The sequence below is a fragment of the Exiguobacterium indicum HHS 31 genome, from assembly GCF_001939065.1.
Classification (GTDB): Bacteria; Bacillota; Bacilli; order Exiguobacteriales; family Exiguobacteriaceae; genus Exiguobacterium_A; species Exiguobacterium_A indicum.
Genome location: NZ_MPSZ01000001.1, coordinates 886,468 through 904,356, shown reverse-complemented (window position 1 = coordinate 904,356; position 17,889 = coordinate 886,468). Strand labels below are relative to the sequence as shown.

The window sequence follows — 17,889 nt, the reverse complement described above, 5'->3', positions numbered from 1 at the left end:
TGAAGGAGGAGGACGATGGTAACGATTTTGATTGCCGAAGATGACCGGAATGTCCGTCTGTTACTAGGCGAGACACTCCGGTCCGCCGGCTTTACGGTGATTGAATCGAGAGACGGGAAAGACGCACTCGACCAACTGGATCAACAACATGTCGATCTTGTCGTGACGGATGTGATGATGCCGCACGTTTCAGGAATCGAACTAGTTGAGCTGCTGCGTGAATCAGGATACGAACAACCTGTCTTGATGTTGACGGTGTTGGATTCCTTTCAGGATAAGGAAACCGGGTTCACGACCGGTGCTGATGATTATATGGTCAAGCCGGTTGATTTGGACGAACTGTTACTGCGGATCCGAGCGTTATTACGCCGGTCAAAGATCGTAGCAACGCAAGAATTAATCGTCGGTGCCCTGCAACTACGGATGACGGACGCAACGGTCGTAACGCCTCATGGTGAGATACCGTTACCACAAAAGGAGTTTCAACTGCTCTATCGCTTGCTCGCACATCCGAAGCAGATTTTTACACGTCAGCAATTGATGGACGAAATTTGGGGATATGATGTCGAGAGCGACAGTCGGACGGTCGATGTCCACATCAAGCGGTTGCGTGACAAGTTCAGCGCCTATGATGATTTTACGATCGAGACGGTCTGGGGACTCGGTTATAAGGGAGTGATCCAGTGAAACGCTTCGTCCGCTCAATCTCTGGTCGCTTTTTCGTCATCCTCTTCGGTTTATTGCTACTACCACTGCTGTTACCGTTCATCATGACGGTCTGGTTCCAGTTCCAAGAAGTCGATCAAGACCTAAATAATCAATTGCAACAACGAACGGATCAGATTGAACGATTGATGCAAGACCAAAGCCTGTCGTTCGCTGAGGCGAGTCAGTATATGGATCAGTCTTTGATTCAAACGACACAATACACGTCGCTCAATCAAGTACAGTCATTGTCATCGTCAGAACGTGACCAGTTACAGCAAAAGGGTGAAATTACGATCGATGGGGCGTGGCTCGAACCGTCGCAATACATTCGCCAAACGGAGACAGGATATCTCGTCTCGACACCGATTGCCGGACAACGCATCCTTGACGGATTACGAACGTCAGCTGGAATCGGTATCGTCATCACGATCGGCGTCGCCTTCATCCTGACCTGGCTTGCCGTCACGCTCGTGACACGACGGATTCGTAGCATCAGTGAAGCGGCGATTGAAGTGACGAACGGGAACTATGATGTCTCGATCAAGGAAGGTGGAAATGATGAGGTCGCACTCCTCGTTGAAAACTTCAACCACATGACCGAAGCACTACGACGAAACGACCATCTCGCAAAAGATCTCGTCGCCTCGATCTCGCATGAACTGAAGACACCGATTGCTTCGATTCAAGGATTTTCTAGGTTGTTACAGACAGAAGAAAACTCGGATAAACGGCAGCAGTACTTGACGATCATGGAGCAAGAGAGCACCCGTCTATCACGCTTGACGTCGAATCTCGTCCGCTTATCGCGGCTTGATCATCAGACGATCATCGAGCGGAAACGGTATCGCCTTGATGAACAACTTCGGACATGTCTTTTACTACTGGAACGACAGTGGACGGAGAAATCACTTCGACTGGAGCTTGATTTACCAGAAGTGTCCGTCGAGTGGGAAGAGGAACTGATGCAGCACGTCTGGCTCAATCTGCTTGAGAACGCGATTCGGTTTTCCTCGGAATCGGGAGTGTTAGAAGTGACTTTAAGTGAAGGAGAGAACATTCGCGTCACGATTCGCGATGAAGGACCAGGAATCGCGGAACAGGACTTACCGTACGTGTTCGATCGCTTTTATCAGGGCGAACAGTCACGAGCGAATGAAGGACATGGTCTTGGATTATCGATCGTTAAACGAATCATTGATTTACATGACGGTGAGTTAACGATTAGGAATCATTCGGAGCAAGGCGCAATCGTGACCGTTACGTTAACGGCGAACGAGACGCGTGAATGATGACAGACGAAAAGGAGCGCAGACTTACACGATGTTATCGTGAAGTGTTGCGCTCCTTTAGTATGTGTTAGCTTAAGTTATTTGCATTAGTAAACCACTTCTCCCCATGTTCCGCGATGAAACGGTATTCCGCGCGGTAATGTGTATCGTGACCCTCTTCTTTCATCTTGATGAAGGCAGCATCACCGTCCGCAGCTCTTTGATCAATCAACAGATAGAGGGCTTCGACGCGTAACAATAACATGGATAGGAGTTCAGAACGCGGTCCTTCATAGCCATACGCATCAAGGAACCGACTCACTCGCTTGGCGAAACGTGTGTCATCTTGCTCTGGTGAATAGGCAAGAACGGATCCGTCAGGTGCTTGTCGTCTGCTGCTAAGCGGAACGAACGTATAGAGCGCATAGACGATATCCCAAGCACGTGGACCGGGTGCCGCGAGGTCAAAGTCAATCACGCCACTCAGTTTTTGATCCTGAAAAATCGTATTGTAGACGGCAAAATCGTTGTGACAGATGACTTCGTATGGAGTCGGGGTATTGAGCAACGGTGCCCAGTCCGGTGAGACGTCGAAGTCGACTGTCGCGTCATGATACTGGCGCATCAGACGTGCGACATCGTCCAATACGTCGTCATGCCACATGTATGCTTTTAGGGGATAATCGGCCGTTTCGCCAGGGAGAAAGGTCAGGATCTCTCGATTTTGTTCGTCGATACCGACGAAACGGGGAACACCGGATAGGCGTTTCGCTTCTAAGTGGCGCAATAACCGTTGGACGTTGTTGCTGTTATCTTTTTGTGAGCGATAGACATGCTCACCTTTTTGATAGACAGCGGAGACATTTCCGCCAGTCAATCGTTGTTCTTCAGACATGAGTGTTCCTTCTTTCTTTTTGTAATCGGTTACATATCGGTTGGTCTTTTTGCATGCGTTGATGAAGAAGCGGGTGCTTTATGCACGATTGTCCTGTTCTTCAATCAGTCGACACCGCATCGAAGAGAGCATCAAGCGTCGGATCCGTGACATGGTCGAGAAATGTGTCAACGTCTTCCGTCGAACGAAGACGAACGATTTTGTCCGCTTCACCGGAAACTGGCGGCTCGATTCGTTGCCGCTGATAGATGTCGTAGTACGACGAGTCGCCACGAATCTCTCGTCCATCGCGTTTGGAGTGAATCAGTCGGTCTGCAATTGTCACTTCGGGTAAATCGAACCAGACGAGGATCGAGCGGAACGTCGAACGGGAGAATGGATCTACTAATTGTTTACGACCAATCCGCGAAATGTTGGCATTACATAAGATGATCGTCTCGACGGAAGACGTGATTGCCTGTTCGATCAACCATCCCGTCAAGTCATGTTTGATCTGATTCGGTCCTTCTGTTGGAACGAGGTCCGGATAATGTTCGAGCAAAAAGCGTGCTTGAAGATCCTGATCGATAACAAGGCTTGATGAGAGACGTTGAGCAAGCTGTCGGGCGAACGTCGTTTTCCCGGCATGGGTCGGTCCAATCGTCAACAGAACGGTCCTCATGACGTCAGTTGTTCTTCCGGTAAGCGATCGGCGAGAATCTGCGCGAGCCAATCTTCTTTCGCTCCGAAGCAAGGGGTCGTCCGTCCGATATGATAAAACGTACTCGCCAATGGTCCGGTGAAGTAGGTCGCATCCGGCATGCATAAGTAAATCGGACGATTCGTCGCGAGCGCAATCCCAAGTTCGACGTGACTACTTTTTCCTGCTGGTAACACAAGGACGAAGGCGTCCGCTTGTTGTACGGCTTCGAATTCAGCAAGACCAATCTTTCGTAATGCTTCGGGATCCTCTGCCCGATCATTCATCGTCCAGTCGTATGTTACATCGTGTCCACGCAAGCGGAGTTCATCGCGGAGCCAGCGGACGGTCAACGTGTGATCAAAGCGAGAAGCGATATAAAGGTTCATGTATGGATTCCTTTCTCAAGTAAAAGTTGTTCGATGGCCTGAACGAGCGCGTAGGCTCCGTCAGACGTATTCGATAAGACGGTGACGATTGTTTCCGATTGTGGATAATAGGCGGAATGAAAGCTGACACCCGGGTCGTAACCCATAATGTGCCACTTCTCGTGCGAGGCATCGAGTTGTTTCAGCCAGACGCCGTAACCATAAGACGCAACATCGTTGACTTTGACGTGGGGATGAAACAGTTGCGCGGTCATCGATTCAGACAGCAACTGATGCGTCAGAAGACTTCGCCAGAAACGTTCCATGTCTGATGCTGTGAGGAAGGCGCCGCCATCAGATCCGCCAATGATCGGTAACGCATAGTGATTCGTTCGCCATGTTCCGTCTTCATTCTCGATGTGACCGATGGCTGTATCTGCCGGTAGCGAGTCGAGTCGGAAGTAACCAGACTGTGTCATTTGCGCACGAGCGAACAATTCGTTCGTCACGTAATCCGCGAAGGGTTGTTTCGTCAATTGTTCGATCACGAGACCGAGCAGGATGTATCCCGCATTGTTGTAATGAAAACGTTCGCCTGCAGTGAACAGTCTTTTTTGGTCCTGAAACAACGGTAAAAAATCGATGGGACGACGCAAACGGTACATCGGGAAATCTTGAAAAACCTCCTCGAAATCGGTCATCGTCGCTTCGTAAAATAATCACCGATGCCTGATGTATGGGTTAACAGATGATGCACGGTCACACCGTCTAGCTCGATTCCTATGTCCGGTAGAATCGGCGCGACGTGTTCGTCGAGTGCTACCTTTCCTTCCTCGACTAACCGTAAGATGGCGACCGCCGTGAAGAGTTTCGTACCAGAAGCAATTCCGAATCGTGTCGCTTCTGTATTCGATGCGCGGTAGCCCCGATGTGCGAATCCGTTAGCATGGCTAAAGATTTGTTCACCTTGCTGGTGGATGGAGACCGCCCCTTCGAGATGCGTAAGCTCCGGTAAAGCAATGAGTTTCTTGTACACGTCCATCACCCTCTCTGCTTCCCATCCTATCGAATTCATTCATGCAAGAAAAGGGAATTATAAGAAAAATTTGAAAAAAATGAAACTTTTTAATCGTGTCGCGTATCTAATAGGGGAGTGATTGCCAAAAAGGAGGATGCCGATGTGTTTCGAAAGTCAGGTGCAGCATTATCCGACGCTGCTTTTGAAGCAGCTTTATTCGCAGAAGAAGACTATGTGTACCGTATTTCCTTCATTTATCTGAAAGAGGAGGCGGCAGCGCTTGAGAATGTCCAAGAGGTCGCGTACCGGGCATGGCGTGGGCGAAATAGTTTACGGGATGCTTCGTATTTTAAGACGTGGTTGACGCGCATCACGATGAATTGTGCTTTCCAGCAACATCGAGCGTCGTTTCAGCCGCTCGCGATCGAACCCAGTCAAACGACGTCGTTTGAAGAGCGTCTCGTCGATCGCTTGTACTTGGACGATTTACTGGATGTCCTCGAGCCGACCGAGCGATCAATCATCTACTTCCGGTATGAAGAAGATTTGTCATTGCAAGAGATTGCGCAAACCTTCAATGTGCCACTGAGTACGATCAAAAGCACGTTGTACCGCGCACTCGAGAAAGTACGACGACAGAAGGGGATGAGTCTATGAATCACGAGCCAAAAATCTTGATCGACGTACCGTCATCTGTCAGGCAACGGACAATCCAAGGTATCCGCAAAGCGAAACGGCGCCGGCGCTCGTTACAAGCTGCTTGTCTCGCTGCCGGTCTGACGATCATCGGCTTTAGTTCCTTGCATGAGACCGTTCCCGAGCAATCGTCGCAATCGATGGTGGTCGGCATGTATTATGATGAACAGTTTTACAAAGTATCAAAAGAGATGACGAATTTAGACTGGCAACAGCTGAAAGGGAAGCGACTCGGCGTCACGGATGATGTCTTGACCGATACGCAACTGGAACAGGACACATCTGATTTTGCGTCGAACCTCGATGCGTTTACCGTCTATCAAATCAAGGATGATCCGGTATCTGAGCACGTGCTGGTCGTTGGTCAGGAAGAGGGAAGAGAACGGGTGATGATTCTGTCACCAGAACAGTAGAAGGGGGAAAGGGAGATGAACATCCGGTCTTGGACAACAGACGATCTACCGCAATTGGTCGGTTTGATGACGCAGCTCGGGTATCCGGCAAGCGAGAATGTGTTACGCGAACGGTTTACACGGGTCACCCGTCATCCGGATTATGAATTGCTTGTGTTAGAAGACGACGATATGCTTCTCGGCTGCGTCGGTCTGTTTCAGGCGCAAGCGTTTGAGCACGATACGACCTATGTCCGAATCGTCGCGTTCGTCGTCAACGCGAAATATCGTCGGCAGGGAATCGGACGCCGCTTGATCCGAGCAGCGGAAGACTGGGCGCACGCAAGAGGAGCAACTGCCGTCTTGCTGAACAGTGGTAATCGACCGGAACGCGAAGCAGCCCATCACTTTTATCAATCGATGGGCTACAGCGTGACGAGCACGAGTTATTCGAAATCACTCGCTTCATCGTGATTTACGGAAACCATGGAAAGCACGAAATCCTTGTTGTTCATAAAAAGAAGCAGATTGACGGGTTGCCAGGAGATCGATCCGCGTCGGATAGGTAAGTTGCAAGTGATCGAGTAACTGTTGTCCGTACCCACGCTTGCGTGCGTTTCGGCTGACGAGGAGCTCACAGACGAACGTCGTCACTGAACCGTCCGTTAAGGCGCGGACATAGGCAAGGATTTCTCCGTCAGACTCAAGGACGAAAGCGGCATTTGCATTCATCCACGCGTTGCGAGTCCGCTCTTGATCAGCGACGAGATCCTGCCATCCTTCTAATGCGTTCAATCGATGAATCTGCTCAAAATCGTCAGGCTGGAAACGGCGAATCTGTTCCGTCATGGCTGGTTCTCCTTTCGTATCAGGTCTTGGAGTGGAGCAGGTAACTGGCACCAGTCCGAAAATTGCGTGTCGGTCAATGGAACATCGCCTGTGCGCTTCCAAATCGCCTGCATGCCGAGGGCGCGCGCCGGTAAGATGTCGTGGTCGTAATTGTCGCCGACATAAAGGACTTCGTCCGGGCGAACACCTAAACGGTCCGTTAAGCGCAAGAAAAATGCCGGATCCGGTTTACGGACGCCTTCTTGTTCCGAAATCCCGATCTGCGTAAAAGAGGGAGACAGTCCGATTGCGTCACAGACAGCACGTTGAAACGTCGTCCGACCGTTCGACAGTAAGCCGATGGGTAGCTCAGGCGGTAATTGCGCAAAAAAGGCGTCGACTCCCGGAAAGCTCCGTGCGAAGATCGGATAACGCGTCACGTAGTCGTGTAGCAGTACTTCAACAGAAAGCGACAACTGGAAGCGACGAATCATTTCCGTATAGACGACGTCCTTCCAGACGCGTCCTTCTTGATCAAGCGCCAAGAACGTCGTGATGTAGTCGTCGATCGGAACATGCGCAACTTCACGAAAACGTTGATGCTGATCCCGAAGGAAATAGGGAAGAGAACCGGACCGGTCATGTAACGTCTCGTCTAAATCAAACAATAGGGCACGAATCAAGGTAAACACCATCTTTCAAAGTTTAGAGGAGTGATTATAATGGAACGAATTATGCAACATCAGGGAAAACAAGTGACGTATTATGACGACGGTTCGACAGGTCGACCGTTGTTACTCCTCCCCTCGCTCGGTGGGACGTATCAGGACTGGGCGGACATTCTGACGAAACTGACACCGGACTACCGGGTCGTCAGCTTTCATCCGCACGAATGGTCGGAGGATTACATCGACGGGACGACCGGCATCTTACGGCAAATCAATCAGTTTCTTAACGCGACGAATATTGCGACTCCGGTCACACTCGTCGGTCATTCCTACGGTGGTCTTGTTGCGCAAGCTTTTGCTCTACATCATCCAGAACGTGTCGCCGGTCTCGTTCTCGTGGATGCGACGTCCGTTGATTTAGCAGAACTCGATCAGCTGGATACACCGATGCTCGACCGGGAAGGGGATGACGCCGTCTGGATCGATCGGTTCGAAGAACTATCAAAAGCAACTGATTTACGTGACCGTTTCCCGGACGGGGATGACCGCACGGATTGGAACCCGGCGTATTACCGGTCGATGCATGCGATCATCTCGCAGTGGAAAGCTGATGCGAAAGATCTTCAACCACGCATGCGCGATCTCGGTGTTCCGTTGACCGTTCTTGGACGGGACAAAGCGCAGTCGATCGAAACGATGAGCGCTGCTGGTTTTCCAAAAGACGAACTGGAGCAGATGGAAGGAAAATGGCAGGAATTGATTCAGCGACAGGCGAATCTATCCGATCAGGCGAACGTGACGTTCGTTCCGGGAACATCACACCTGATGCATCGCGATCGTCCGGACGTCATCGTAGACGCGATATTGACACTACATCAATTTAAGGAGTTTACCGTATGACACGTATGTATGTACTACATGGTTTAATGGGAACGGCAGCAACACACTTTGCACCACAGCTATCCGCTTTAGCGGATGATTTTACGTTCATTCCGATTGATCTGCCTGGTCACGGAATGACGACGGGACCGGCAACGGAAGATTACTTATCACAAGCAACACGTGCCATCCGCGAACGGATGGCACAGGAAGGTCCAGGATGGATTCTCGGGTTGTCGCTTGGCGCAACGCTTGCGATGCAACTGGCACTCGATCCACCGGACGAACTCGAAGGGGTATGTATCACGGGTTTTTCACCATTCATTCCTAAAGCGATGGAGCCGCTGATGCGCAAGCAACGAGAGTTCTTCCTCGACCTCGAACAACAAGCACCGGAAATTGCCGACCAGTTCGAACAGTTGCATGGTCCTGCCTGGAAAACGACGGCGCGGGCAGTCCTTGATTTGATGACATTCCGTTTCCCGGCACTGACGGAAACGATGCTGCGGTCGATCACCTTACCGGTCGTCATCCTAAACGGAACGAATGAAACATACGAAGTCGACGCAACCGCGTTCGATGCGGAACACGTGCCGAACGTCATCGTCTTACCGGTCGAGGGAGCCGGGCATACGGCGAATCTCGATCAACCGGAACGCTTCAACACCTTATTGCTTCAAGCGCATCAATCCATGCTGACGACTTAAGCGATCATTCATCTTTTCTTGATACATCTGCTCATCTGCCTCATGCAGGACGTCGTCGACACGGCGTCCTGTTGTCGTATGTACGGCGCCGATTGCGAGCCTGATTTCGTGTGTCGCGAACGTCGAGCGAACGTGTTCGACGAATCCCTCAAACAGCTCAATCGACGGACTCTCATCGATCAAGACGAATTCATCACCACCGATCCGGTAGCCATGGTCTGTCAAGCGGCGGATGCAAAGTCCTGTTTGTTCAAGCAAGGCATCACCGACCGCGTGACCGAACCGGTCGTTGAGCTCTTTTAGTTCATTCAAGTCAAGCAGAATCACCCCATACGCCGTCTTCTCTTGATCGAGTGTGTGGACAGCCTCGTTGAAGGCATGGCGATTCCCTAGACCAGTCAAGGCATCGATCCGGTATTGATCGAGCAATGCCTGTTGTGATTTCAACTGTTCGTCAATGTTACGGATCACCCCTTGGATGGCAACGATCTGCCCATTTTCGCAAATGGGTGTCGCATATTCTTCGAACCAGACGTACGTTCCGTCATTCGTCCGCCAGCGTTGCCGAAACGGCTGATCGTAGTCACAGTCGCCCGAAATCTTCGACATCAAGACTTCGATGTCTTCCGGATGAATCCGCGCGAAACACTCGTCCGGATCCATGTAGCTGGCTGCTGCCACGCCTTTCCCCATATGGTCATCGAGGGAAGGACTGATATAACGAAACCGATATTCCGGCTGCACTTCGAACACGTAGAAGATATCTTTACACAATGCGATTGTATCCGGCTGTTGTTGGCGGAATAACCGGAAACTGATCAACATGATAAGACCACCTACAATCAATCCCAATACAAATATGACGTCCACCTCCTCTATTCATCGACCATCATATCATAATTGGGTTTTATTACCTATATTTTACAAAAAACACTCTACTTTAATCGTAGAGTGTTTTTTGATTAGTCTAGCTCAATGCAGACACGAAATCCTCGGCTCGCATAATAGGAATCCGCTCCGTTGTGATAGATGAATGTCGTCTCATAACGACGATCTCCGAATAAGGCGCCACCTTTTTGACGGATCACGTCCGGCGTCTTAAGCCAACTGGAGGTTTTTTCGTCAAACGAAAACTGTATCTGCAGTGCTTGATACTGTTCTGGTGTTAAGAGGTGCACCTCTAGCGTCTCAATCATCGACTCGACACTTGCTGCGGACGCATTTTTCTTGCGACCAAGTCGAGCGGATTCGTCCAAACAGACACTTCGACGACCAGCTGGACTCTCTTTGGCAGTGTCGACGATGACGAGTCGTCCATTAAGAGCTACGACATTCGGCTCGCCACCTGTTTGTTCCATCCAAGCGAGGGCTTCTCGTTTTGAAGGCGTCAGGAGAGACTCGAGCAGTTCAAACGTCACACCATCATGAAGACTTGAAGTCGCTTCAAAACGATCACGAAACATCGTGAATGGGTCCTCCATCGGTAAAACCTCACTTTCCTAGTTCCTTTTTTCCATTATTCAATGAATCCGTTTCCAGTGCAATCGTTTAGTGACTGAATAAGTCAATCTGAAGACAATTGACAAATGAAATTGAACTGCCTACACTAATTGTACATATTCGGTTTCTGTTGCGATCGCGCGTACAGGAACGACATTCAGGAGAGGAGCCCAACCGTATGCGCTGGATCAGTTATGCGGCTGTCGTGACGATTCTTTCGTTCTTAGCGTTCACAGCATATTCGTTCTTGACGACGATCGACTTTGAGATCGTCTATCAGTTCGGAACGTTTGCGATGACGTTATCCTATTTTATCTTTGGTTTACCGATGTTATGGATCGTCCGCCATTATCCATTGACCCTTCGTTTACTCATCTACGTGACGACGACTAGTGTCGTCCTGTTTCTTTTCATTGGTTTGTATGAAGCATGGCATGATGCATCGCTGTCTCCGCTACCACCAACCGGAAGCATGATTCAGTTCACGGCTCTTGCTTGTCTATTATTCGTTTTACCGTATGAGATCGTCTATCGTAAAAATTTCGTTTCCATTCAACCACGTGTTTCTTGACAGTATTCTTGTTCCTCAAGAGTGCTGTTTTTTATTTCCTTTCTTTTAGAAGGAATTCCCAATAAATTCTTGAATAGTACGTTATCACGAATATATGGAGGGCTTACATATGGAAGGAACATTTCAATGCAAACAGATGGGAAAATCATTTTCGGGAGACGGAGTCGAGACACATGCGTTACAAGACATCGAAGTGACGCTTGAAGCAGGTGACTTCATCTCAATCATCGGTCCATCAGGTTCTGGAAAGTCGACGTTACTCAGTCTAATCGGAACGCTCGATCGTCCGACGAGTGGGGAGTTGCATTACGACGGAAAACCAATCAACAAATTAAACAGTAAAGAACTATCCGACTTCCGTTTCGAGAACATCGGCTTCATCTTCCAGCAGTTTCATTTGATTCCGACGCTGACGGCGCTTGAGAATGTCATGGCGCCTTTGTTCGGTCGAAAAGTACCATACGATAAAAAAGAACGCGCCGAGCAGTTACTTGCACAAGTCGGTCTTGCTGATAAAGCAGGCAGTTTGCCGTCGCAACTTTCCGGTGGACAACAACAACGGGTCGCTGTTGCCCGAGCACTCGTCCATGAACCGAAATGGTTGCTTGCCGATGAGCCGACAGGGAACCTCGATACGGATACGGGAGAAATCATCTTCAATCTCTTGCGGTCATTAAACGAAGAGAAGGGATGCGGCGTCTTGTTCGTCACTCACGATCCGGCACTCGCCGAACGGGCGAACCGAACGATCGAGATGCGAGATGGCGTCATCATCGAAGATCGTTTCGTCCGTGTCTGAGCCTCGTTTTTGAACTCCGTTCCTCCACCCTTTACACTGAAAGGGTAGAGGAGGAATGCGTGATGCGACTAGGAATACTCGATCAAGTACCGTTACATGAGGGCGATACGGTCGAAGCGACGATGGAAGCGACGGAACGACTCGTCTTAGAAGCCGAGCGACTCGGTTATGAACGGTACTGGTTCGCCGAACATCATAATACGAATGGGTTGCTCAGTGCGGCACCTGAACTGTTCATCGCCCGAATGGGTGCGAAGACGTCAAAAATCAAGCTTGGTTCAGGTGGAGTGTTGTTGCCGCAGTATCATCCGCTGAAAGTCGCCGAAAGCTTTGCGACGCTCGATGCCTTTTATCCGGGTCGGATCGAGCTCGGGATCGGTAATTCGCCGGGCGGGAGCGAACGGACACGACTTGCGTTGACGGATGGAGAAGAAAACCGGGCAGCGGAGTTTAGTCGACTCGTCGATGAGACGGCAGGCTTCTTAACAGACAGTCTATCGAATCGACACCCGTACCGGATCGTCAAGACGACGCCACGTGACCGGAAACCGTCACCGATTTCGATCCTGGGACTGTCACCACGTAGCGCGCGGATTGCAGCCGAACAAGACCGTAGTCTCGTGTTTGGTCACTTCATCAATCCGGATCGTTGGGAAGAGACACTCTCGACATATCGCCAGGCGGGCGGGAAGAACGTCATCGTCTGTGTTTTCGTTATCTGTGCTCCGACACAAGAAGAAGCAGAACATCACGCTCGAACACAGGATGCCTGGATACAAGGCGTCCGACTCGGGAATTCGATCGTTCCGTCATTTAAGACGACAGAATCAAAGGTCTGGAATGACGTGCAAGTAGAACGGATTCGCAAAGATCGCCGACGAGCGATTGTCGGAACACCGGATGTGGTTGAGCGTGAGCTAGAGGTACTAGTAACCCGTTATCAAACGGATCAGTTTTTACTGATCAACAATGCCTTTGATCAAGAAAAACGATTGCAGTCGTACCAGCTCATCGCGGAACGACTACTCTAAACAGAACAGGACCCCTCGTTAGCTGTTTGGCAAATGAGGGGTCCTGTCTACAAATCTACAAATAATTAACGTTGAGCGGTTGGACGAATCAAGATCTCGTTGATCGCGACATCCTCTGGTTCGTTGACGGCATATGCGATGGCACGCGCAATCGCGCTCGCATCGATCGCTTTCAAGTCACCGATCCCTTGTTTGATCTCGTCATCCGAGATATGGTCCTTCAATTCTGTATCGACCGCTCCCGGTGAGATGATCGTTGCACGGATGTGATTGTCGACCGATTCTTCCTTGCGGAGACCTTCCGTGATCGCGCGAACGGCGAATTTCGTACCGCTATAGACGGCGCTCGACGGCATGACTTCGTGACCTGCGACGGACGAGATGTTGATGACATGTCCGCTTTTTTGTTCGCGCATGTACGGCAAGACGGCTCCGATTCCGTGGAGAACACCTTTAATGTTGACGTCGACCATCGTATTCCATTCATCCTGTTGATTCTTGTGGAGGTGTGATAGTGGCATCAGTCCAGCGTTATTGACGATGACATCAACTGAGCCGAACTTGTCTTTCGCAAGCTTAGCGAGTGCATCGACTTGCTCGCGATCAGTGACGTCCGTCACTTGATAGACGGCTTGACCACCTTCTGCTTCAACGGCTTTGACGAGTTCTTGCAAACGATCTTCCCGGCGTGCAGCAAGAACGAGTTTTGCACCTTGTTTCGCAAGTTCCTTTGCCGTTGCTTCCCCAATTCCACTTGATGCCCCTGTAATGATGACGACTTTATCTTGAATCATCTGAACTCCTCCTTCTGAATAACGTACTCCTTGAGAGGTATTGCCGCTTTTATTGATTTGAAAACATTGTGTAGGAGGTTGCCTCGTGAAACAACAGACGTTTATTGGTGTAGTGCTGATTAGTTTAGGGTTACTCTTCTCGCTGGATCCTTTCCGCCATCAACCACCAGCACCTGACGTGACGATTGAAAATCGTGAAGCAAAGGTGTACTTAGGAACCTATACGTGGTCAGGACTCTTTTTAGGAGAGACGGCTGATGCAAAGGTTGGACCAGTTGAACAAGTAAAAAAGAAACAAGGTGAACGCGTTGCACCGGAAGAACAGATGTCGATTCTTTTTCGAGATGGTCCGCATCCAAAAACTGTTACCGTTGAGTTATGGTCCGTTACAAATGGAAAAAAGCTTAGAACATTTCAGGACGCAGAAAATATCACTTTGCCAACGACCCATGGAAAATATGTCTATCAGATTAGAGCAGGGTGGGAAGAAGGAAACGGTTATTTTGCCATTCCAATCGAAGTGGAATGATCATTTTAAAAAAAACGTATTGACGAAGTATACGGGAAATGATAAATGGATTAGATTGTTGACCTCTTTTTAGTTGAAAGAGGTCTATTTCCGTTAAATATAGTAAATAATCCACTTGTTTCACTAACTATAGTCTGAAAAATCAGAATATATGAACATTTTAACAAAAGTGTATGTAAATGTTTCGGGTTCGAATGAACGGGAATAAACACATCATACACATAATAGTTCATGTGTTGAATCACCTAGGTGAGAGAAGTTAACAATCGTAAAGGAGAGGTGCAGATGAATGGGTTCAATCGATTCTTACTCGTCATCATAGGCATACTCGGACTCGTCAGTGTCGGGCTGCTTGTGCTCGGTGTGTATGATGTTCCACTGCTTAGTTCATTGATTGAGCAGTGGCAGGATCAGCAATGGTATAGCTATACCGTTCTATCCATCGGAGGATTTTTAGCATTCGTATTCGTTATTCTATTATTCACAGGATTGTTCAGCCGCTCAAAAGGTCAACGTCTGTTAATTCAAACGGGTGACGGAACGATCACGATTTCGAAGGAAACAATCGAACGGACTGCACTGGAGTCGATTCGTGGGATTGGTGGCGTACGGACACCGCGTGTCCATGCCGACATCCATTCGAAAAAAGAGACGGTTGCTTTAAAAGTCGACTGCTCGGTCTTCGGACAAGAGGGACTTCCGACGATCGCAAAGGATATCCAAGAACGCGCTAAACAAGCCGTCGAATCCTTACTCGAGTTGCCGGTCACGAGTACGAAGGTCACGATTAGTGACACGAAAACAAAAACATCGGAACGTGTCGTCTAAGAGAGGAGAGGGAACATGAAGACAAGGGAAGCACTTTATCCGTATCGGTTCCGACTGATCGGAGGACTTGTCGGTCTAATCCTCGCCATCTTATTCTTGACGATTGGCTTTGGTCCGACGATCCTCATCGTTGCCTTCGCAGCGATCGGATTTTTGATTGGGAAGTGGCGCGATGGTGCGCTCGATATCGAAGGGTGGATTCAGTTCTTTCAACGGGACTGATTCATATATATCTAACTACACATTCAAAAGGAGAGATTTCAAATGGCAAACGAAGTAAACACAACAACTGAAAACGAAGTGGTACGCGAGAATAAATTGACGTTCGAAGATCAAGTCATCAAAAAAATCGCGGGAATCGCGTCGAATGAAGTGACAGGCATCTTGTCAATGAGTGGTGGATTCATGAGTGGACTGACGGATCGTCTCCGGAGTTCGGAAGACATCACGAAAGGAATCGGTGCGGAAGTCGGCGAACGCCAAGTCGCACTCGATTTGAAAGTCATCGTCGAATACGGTAAAAACATTCCGTCGATCTTCCAAGAGACGGTCGCAAAAATCAAAAAATCAATCAGCGACATGACAGGACTTGAAGTCGTCGAAGTCAACATGCACGTCGAGGACGTCATGACACGCGCTGAATTTGAAGCAAAAAATAAATCGAACAACGAACAAGAAGAAAAGAGCCGCGAACTGCAATAAGGAAGTCAAAAGATCCGACGAAAATCGTCGGGTCTTTTTTTCATGGAATTGACACGACGTTTGACTAAACTAGAGCCTTTTTCGGGAATAGATTAATATCACGATAAACGAAAGGATGATTCATGATGCGACTAACAGGTAAAACGATCATCGTCACGGGAGCTGGCTCAGGAATGGGTGAAGCCATGGCCAAATTGTTTGCACAAGAAGGCGCACGGATCGTCGCAGCGGACATTCGGTTGGAAACCGTTGAACGGGTCGTCTCTGACATCAAGGAAGCAGGGGGAGAAGCGATCGCTGTTGCGAGTGATATCGCCAAACCAAAGGCAGCAACAGAACTCGTCCAACAAGCGCTTGATGCTTACGGCAAACTGGACGTTCTCGTCAACAATGCTGGGATCATGGACGGAATGGAGGGAGTGGAAGACATCTCCGATGAACGCTGGGATCATGTTCTCGCCGTCAATACGACGGGAACGATGCGTCTGATGCGCGAAGCGGTCAAGCATTTCAAGGAAGTAAAAGGTGGTGTCATTTTGAATAACATCTCGATTGGCGGTCTGAACGGTGCCCGAGCAGGAGCAGCCTATACCGCTTCCAAACATGCCGTCATTGGTTTGACGAAGAATACCGCCTTCTTTTACGCCGGAGAGGGGATCCGCTGTAACGGCATCGCTCCTGGAGCCGTCGAGACGAACATCGGGCAATCGATGACGAACCTGAATGAATTCGGAATGGGACGGGCGATGCTCGGCATGGGACTCAATCCACGTGCCGGTCAGCCGGATGAGGTCGCAAAATTGGCAATGTTCCTCGTGTCTGACGAGGCGAGTTTTGTTAACGGGGCAATCGTCGTCGCCGATGGTGGATGGAGTGCGTATTAAAAATCGTATTTTATTTACTAGATTACAGTTTAAAATGGCAGGAACCTGTCGATATAAGGGATAATATGACAATAGGAGCATTATGACCTTGAGTTTGAATCCAGGGAGGAATCGGCATGTCGATGCAGGAACAAGCAGCACACGTCACCGACACACAAGTCATTCGAGCAATCGAACAAAATCTGGCAATCATCCGCTTTGACGATCGACGGAAAGTCGCATATGTCAACGAGTTGTTTGCCCGGACGATGGGGTATGAAGTGGAAGAGCTAATCGGTAAATACCACCGTGATCTTTGCTTTCCAGCGTACGTCAACAGTCCGGATTATGAGTTGTTTTGGCGCAAATTGATGCAAGGAATTACGTATCAGGACAAGATTGAACGCCGGGCTGCCGATGGGCAACAGAAATGGCTCGAAGCGACGTATATGCCGATCTACTCAGATGATGGGCGCCGGGTCGTCGGGGTTTCAAAAATTGCATCGGACATTACGATTCGCCAACAGGACGTCTTACGGATGGCGGCTGAACTCAACGAGACATCCGCGTTCTTAACGGTCAAATCGGAAAGTGGTCGTCAGGATGGTCTGAACGTGCTGGCGACCGTCCAACAAGTCGAGGCGGAATCCGTCGAGAATCTGTCGAGCCTTGTTGCCTTACGAAAGGATGCGAACTCGATCACCGACATCGTGAAGACAATCCGTGATATTGCAGCGCAGACGAATCTGCTCGCCTTGAATGCGGCAATCGAGGCGGCACGTGCAGGTGAACATGGGCGCGGATTCGATGTCGTCGCGACCGAAGTCCGTAACCTGTCGAACAAAGTTTCCCACTCGATCGGGGAGATTAAGAACAACATTGAAGGGATTGTTGAACGGATTGAAGACGTTTCGCACAGCATCGAGCGGATTTCGTCTAAGGTCAAGGACAGTACGGGTCAACTCGAGCATACAGTCAGTGAATTCGATCAATTGGCTGATTCAGCGAAACAACTCGAGCGTCAGGCGAAACAATTCGTCAACGTCTTATGACACACATCGATACCGGATCACACGAGCTGTTCGCTTGTTGTTGATTCGGTATTTTTTTGATGGCGAATTCAATATAGAGAAATAGAAAAGACGCTTGTTAAATCGGAATCGTTA

General features: G+C 49.4%; 26 protein-coding genes. 16 read left to right on the top strand and 10 right to left on the bottom strand.

Annotated elements, in window-relative coordinates:
* Window positions 1-15: 15 nt before the first annotated feature.
* Both N179_RS04935 and N179_RS04930 read left to right on the top strand, forming a co-directional pair.
* The gene (locus tag N179_RS04935; RefSeq protein ID WP_075642377.1) at window positions 16-687 is read left to right on the top strand and encodes a response regulator transcription factor; all 672 of its coding nucleotides are present in this window, start codon (window positions 16-18) and stop codon (window positions 685-687) included.
* On the top strand, window positions 684-1,997 hold the full coding sequence (locus tag N179_RS04930) for a HAMP domain-containing sensor histidine kinase (RefSeq protein ID WP_075642376.1): 1,314 nt from the start codon (window positions 684-686) through the stop codon (window positions 1,995-1,997). The genes N179_RS04935 and N179_RS04930 overlap by 4 nt, the downstream gene beginning before the upstream one ends.
* A 67-nt stretch (window positions 1,998-2,064) precedes the next feature.
* Here N179_RS04930 and N179_RS04925 read toward each other — a convergent pair whose 3' ends face one another.
* The 5 genes from N179_RS04925 to N179_RS17220 all read right to left on the bottom strand — a co-directional run bounded on the left by N179_RS04925 (window position 2,065) and on the right by N179_RS17220 (window position 4,954).
* Complete coding sequence (locus tag N179_RS04925; RefSeq protein ID WP_075642375.1) at window positions 2,065-2,871, bottom strand: phosphotransferase; 807 nt, start codon at window positions 2,869-2,871, stop codon at window positions 2,065-2,067.
* Between the two features lie 100 nt (window positions 2,872-2,971).
* Window positions 2,972-3,517, bottom strand: a complete 546-nt coding sequence (locus tag N179_RS04920) for an AAA family ATPase (RefSeq protein ID WP_158024751.1) — start codon at window positions 3,515-3,517, stop codon at window positions 2,972-2,974.
* 11 nt (window positions 3,518-3,528) lie between these two features.
* Complete coding sequence (locus N179_RS16920; RefSeq protein ID WP_075642373.1) at window positions 3,529-3,939, bottom strand: toll/interleukin-1 receptor domain-containing protein; 411 nt, start codon at window positions 3,937-3,939, stop codon at window positions 3,529-3,531.
* On the bottom strand, window positions 3,936-4,583 hold the full coding sequence (locus N179_RS17225) for a serine hydrolase domain-containing protein (protein WP_276327332.1): 648 nt from the start codon (window positions 4,581-4,583) through the stop codon (window positions 3,936-3,938). Before N179_RS17225 ends, N179_RS16920 begins: the two co-directional genes overlap by 4 nt.
* A gap of 32 nt (window positions 4,584-4,615) precedes the next feature.
* Entirely contained in the window at window positions 4,616-4,954 is a 339-nt protein-coding gene (locus tag N179_RS17220) for a serine hydrolase domain-containing protein (RefSeq protein ID WP_276327331.1), read from the bottom strand.
* Window positions 4,955-5,098: 144 nt separating this feature from the next.
* Here N179_RS17220 and N179_RS04905 point away from each other — a divergent pair, with 144 nt between their 5' ends.
* Genes N179_RS04905 through N179_RS04895 form a run of 3 tightly spaced genes read left to right on the top strand, consistent with a single transcriptional unit; the run spans window position 5,099 to window position 6,498 of the window.
* Window positions 5,099-5,593, top strand: a complete 495-nt coding sequence (locus N179_RS04905; RefSeq protein WP_075642372.1) for a sigma-70 family RNA polymerase sigma factor — start codon at window positions 5,099-5,101, stop codon at window positions 5,591-5,593.
* Window positions 5,590-6,045, top strand: coding sequence for a hypothetical protein (locus N179_RS04900; RefSeq protein ID WP_075642371.1), 456 nt, complete (start codon window positions 5,590-5,592; stop codon window positions 6,043-6,045). Before N179_RS04905 ends, N179_RS04900 begins: the two co-directional genes overlap by 4 nt.
* A 15-nt stretch (window positions 6,046-6,060) precedes the next feature.
* Entirely contained in the window at window positions 6,061-6,498 is a 438-nt protein-coding gene (locus N179_RS04895) for a GNAT family N-acetyltransferase (protein WP_023468383.1), read from the top strand.
* Here the strand turns inward: N179_RS04895 and N179_RS04890 are convergent.
* Both N179_RS04890 and N179_RS04885 read right to left on the bottom strand, forming a co-directional pair.
* Complete coding sequence (locus N179_RS04890; RefSeq protein ID WP_075642370.1) at window positions 6,490-6,873, bottom strand: GNAT family N-acetyltransferase; 384 nt, start codon at window positions 6,871-6,873, stop codon at window positions 6,490-6,492. The two genes, N179_RS04895 and N179_RS04890, sit on opposite strands and share 9 nt — an antisense overlap.
* Window positions 6,870-7,535, bottom strand: coding sequence for an HAD family hydrolase (locus N179_RS04885; RefSeq protein WP_052017117.1), 666 nt, complete (start codon window positions 7,533-7,535; stop codon window positions 6,870-6,872). Before N179_RS04885 ends, N179_RS04890 begins: the two co-directional genes overlap by 4 nt.
* Before the next feature lie 39 nt (window positions 7,536-7,574).
* Between N179_RS04885 and N179_RS04880 the strand changes: the two genes are divergently transcribed.
* A complete protein-coding gene (locus N179_RS04880; RefSeq protein ID WP_075642369.1) occupies window positions 7,575-8,420 on the top strand; it encodes an alpha/beta fold hydrolase in 846 nt (281 codons plus the stop codon).
* Window positions 8,417-9,106, top strand: a complete 690-nt coding sequence (locus N179_RS04875; RefSeq protein WP_075642368.1) for an alpha/beta fold hydrolase — start codon at window positions 8,417-8,419, stop codon at window positions 9,104-9,106. Before N179_RS04880 ends, N179_RS04875 begins: the two co-directional genes overlap by 4 nt.
* On the opposite strand, the gene N179_RS04870 is transcribed toward N179_RS04875, so the two are convergent.
* Window positions 9,068-9,931: a sensor domain-containing diguanylate cyclase gene (locus tag N179_RS04870; RefSeq protein WP_075642367.1), complete on the bottom strand. Its 864-nt coding sequence runs from the start codon at window positions 9,929-9,931 to the stop codon at window positions 9,068-9,070. The genes N179_RS04875 and N179_RS04870 overlap by 39 nt on opposite strands.
* Before the next feature lie 137 nt (window positions 9,932-10,068).
* Complete coding sequence (locus N179_RS04865; protein ID WP_244150211.1) at window positions 10,069-10,569, bottom strand: DUF4256 domain-containing protein; 501 nt, start codon at window positions 10,567-10,569, stop codon at window positions 10,069-10,071.
* A gap of 215 nt (window positions 10,570-10,784) precedes the next feature.
* Between N179_RS04865 and N179_RS04860 the strand changes: the two genes are divergently transcribed.
* The 3 genes from N179_RS04860 (at window position 10,785) to N179_RS04850 (ending at window position 13,007) form a co-directional block, all read left to right on the top strand.
* Window positions 10,785-11,177 (top strand): hypothetical protein, encoded by a 393-nt coding sequence (locus N179_RS04860; RefSeq protein WP_075642365.1) that lies wholly within the window; start codon window positions 10,785-10,787, stop codon window positions 11,175-11,177.
* A gap of 109 nt (window positions 11,178-11,286) precedes the next feature.
* The gene (locus tag N179_RS04855) at window positions 11,287-11,976 is read left to right on the top strand and encodes an ABC transporter ATP-binding protein (RefSeq protein WP_075642364.1); all 690 of its coding nucleotides are present in this window, start codon (window positions 11,287-11,289) and stop codon (window positions 11,974-11,976) included.
* Window positions 11,977-12,038: 62 nt separating this feature from the next.
* Complete coding sequence (locus N179_RS04850; protein WP_075642363.1) at window positions 12,039-13,007, top strand: LLM class flavin-dependent oxidoreductase; 969 nt, start codon at window positions 12,039-12,041, stop codon at window positions 13,005-13,007.
* Window positions 13,008-13,072: 65 nt separating this feature from the next.
* Here N179_RS04850 and N179_RS04845 read toward each other — a convergent pair whose 3' ends face one another.
* Window positions 13,073-13,801 (bottom strand): SDR family oxidoreductase, encoded by a 729-nt coding sequence (locus N179_RS04845; protein WP_023468374.1) that lies wholly within the window; start codon window positions 13,799-13,801, stop codon window positions 13,073-13,075.
* 85 nt (window positions 13,802-13,886) lie between these two features.
* On the opposite strand from N179_RS04845, the gene N179_RS04840 reads away from it, so the two are divergent.
* The 6 genes from N179_RS04840 to N179_RS04815 all read left to right on the top strand — a co-directional run bounded on the left by N179_RS04840 (window position 13,887) and on the right by N179_RS04815 (window position 17,775).
* Window positions 13,887-14,330: a hypothetical protein gene (locus tag N179_RS04840; RefSeq protein ID WP_035397247.1), complete on the top strand. Its 444-nt coding sequence runs from the start codon at window positions 13,887-13,889 to the stop codon at window positions 14,328-14,330.
* Between the two features lie 285 nt (window positions 14,331-14,615).
* On the top strand, window positions 14,616-15,158 hold the full coding sequence (amaP, locus tag N179_RS04835; RefSeq protein WP_075642362.1) for an alkaline shock response membrane anchor protein AmaP: 543 nt from the start codon (window positions 14,616-14,618) through the stop codon (window positions 15,156-15,158).
* A gap of 15 nt (window positions 15,159-15,173) precedes the next feature.
* Window positions 15,174-15,380, top strand: coding sequence for a DUF2273 domain-containing protein (locus N179_RS04830; RefSeq protein ID WP_035397250.1), 207 nt, complete (start codon window positions 15,174-15,176; stop codon window positions 15,378-15,380).
* A 42-nt stretch (window positions 15,381-15,422) separates the two neighbouring features.
* A complete protein-coding gene (locus N179_RS04825) occupies window positions 15,423-15,860 on the top strand; it encodes an Asp23/Gls24 family envelope stress response protein (protein ID WP_023468370.1) in 438 nt (145 codons plus the stop codon).
* A gap of 125 nt (window positions 15,861-15,985) precedes the next feature.
* The gene (locus N179_RS04820; RefSeq protein WP_075642361.1) at window positions 15,986-16,744 is read left to right on the top strand and encodes an SDR family oxidoreductase; all 759 of its coding nucleotides are present in this window, start codon (window positions 15,986-15,988) and stop codon (window positions 16,742-16,744) included.
* A 116-nt stretch (window positions 16,745-16,860) separates the two neighbouring features.
* The gene (locus tag N179_RS04815; RefSeq protein WP_231681760.1) at window positions 16,861-17,775 is read left to right on the top strand and encodes a methyl-accepting chemotaxis protein; all 915 of its coding nucleotides are present in this window, start codon (window positions 16,861-16,863) and stop codon (window positions 17,773-17,775) included.
* The last annotated feature ends 114 nt before the right edge of the window (window positions 17,776-17,889 follow it).

Coding starts and splice junctions, on each gene's coding strand:
- N179_RS04935 (WP_075642377.1), top strand. CDS start 16: ATGGTAACGATTTTGATTGCCGAAGATGACCGGAATGTCCGTCTGTTA.
- N179_RS04925 (WP_075642375.1), bottom strand. CDS start 2,871: ATGTCTGAAGAACAACGATTGACTGGCGGAAATGTCTCCGCTGTCTAT.
- N179_RS16920 (WP_075642373.1), bottom strand. CDS start 3,939: ATGAACCTTTATATCGCTTCTCGCTTTGATCACACGTTGACCGTCCGC.
- N179_RS17225 (WP_276327332.1), bottom strand. CDS start 4,583: ATGTACCGTTTGCGTCGTCCCATCGATTTTTTACCGTTGTTTCAGGAC.
- N179_RS04900 (WP_075642371.1), top strand. CDS start 5,590: ATGAATCACGAGCCAAAAATCTTGATCGACGTACCGTCATCTGTCAGG.
- N179_RS04895 (WP_023468383.1), top strand. CDS start 6,061: ATGAACATCCGGTCTTGGACAACAGACGATCTACCGCAATTGGTCGGT.
- N179_RS04890 (WP_075642370.1), bottom strand. CDS start 6,873: ATGACGGAACAGATTCGCCGTTTCCAGCCTGACGATTTTGAGCAGATT.
- N179_RS04880 (WP_075642369.1), top strand. CDS start 7,575: ATGGAACGAATTATGCAACATCAGGGAAAACAAGTGACGTATTATGAC.
- N179_RS04875 (WP_075642368.1), top strand. CDS start 8,417: ATGACACGTATGTATGTACTACATGGTTTAATGGGAACGGCAGCAACA.
- N179_RS04870 (WP_075642367.1), bottom strand. CDS start 9,931: ATGTTGATCAGTTTCCGGTTATTCCGCCAACAACAGCCGGATACAATC.
- N179_RS04865 (WP_244150211.1), bottom strand. CDS start 10,569: ATGTTTCGTGATCGTTTTGAAGCGACTTCAAGTCTTCATGATGGTGTG.
- N179_RS04860 (WP_075642365.1), top strand. CDS start 10,785: ATGCGCTGGATCAGTTATGCGGCTGTCGTGACGATTCTTTCGTTCTTA.
- N179_RS04855 (WP_075642364.1), top strand. CDS start 11,287: ATGGAAGGAACATTTCAATGCAAACAGATGGGAAAATCATTTTCGGGA.
- N179_RS04850 (WP_075642363.1), top strand. CDS start 12,039: ATGCGACTAGGAATACTCGATCAAGTACCGTTACATGAGGGCGATACG.
- N179_RS04845 (WP_023468374.1), bottom strand. CDS start 13,801: ATGATTCAAGATAAAGTCGTCATCATTACAGGGGCATCAAGTGGAATT.
- amaP (WP_075642362.1), top strand. CDS start 14,616: ATGAATGGGTTCAATCGATTCTTACTCGTCATCATAGGCATACTCGGA.
- N179_RS04830 (WP_035397250.1), top strand. CDS start 15,174: ATGAAGACAAGGGAAGCACTTTATCCGTATCGGTTCCGACTGATCGGA.
- N179_RS04825 (WP_023468370.1), top strand. CDS start 15,423: ATGGCAAACGAAGTAAACACAACAACTGAAAACGAAGTGGTACGCGAG.
- N179_RS04820 (WP_075642361.1), top strand. CDS start 15,986: ATGCGACTAACAGGTAAAACGATCATCGTCACGGGAGCTGGCTCAGGA.
- N179_RS04815 (WP_231681760.1), top strand. CDS start 16,861: ATGTCGATGCAGGAACAAGCAGCACACGTCACCGACACACAAGTCATT.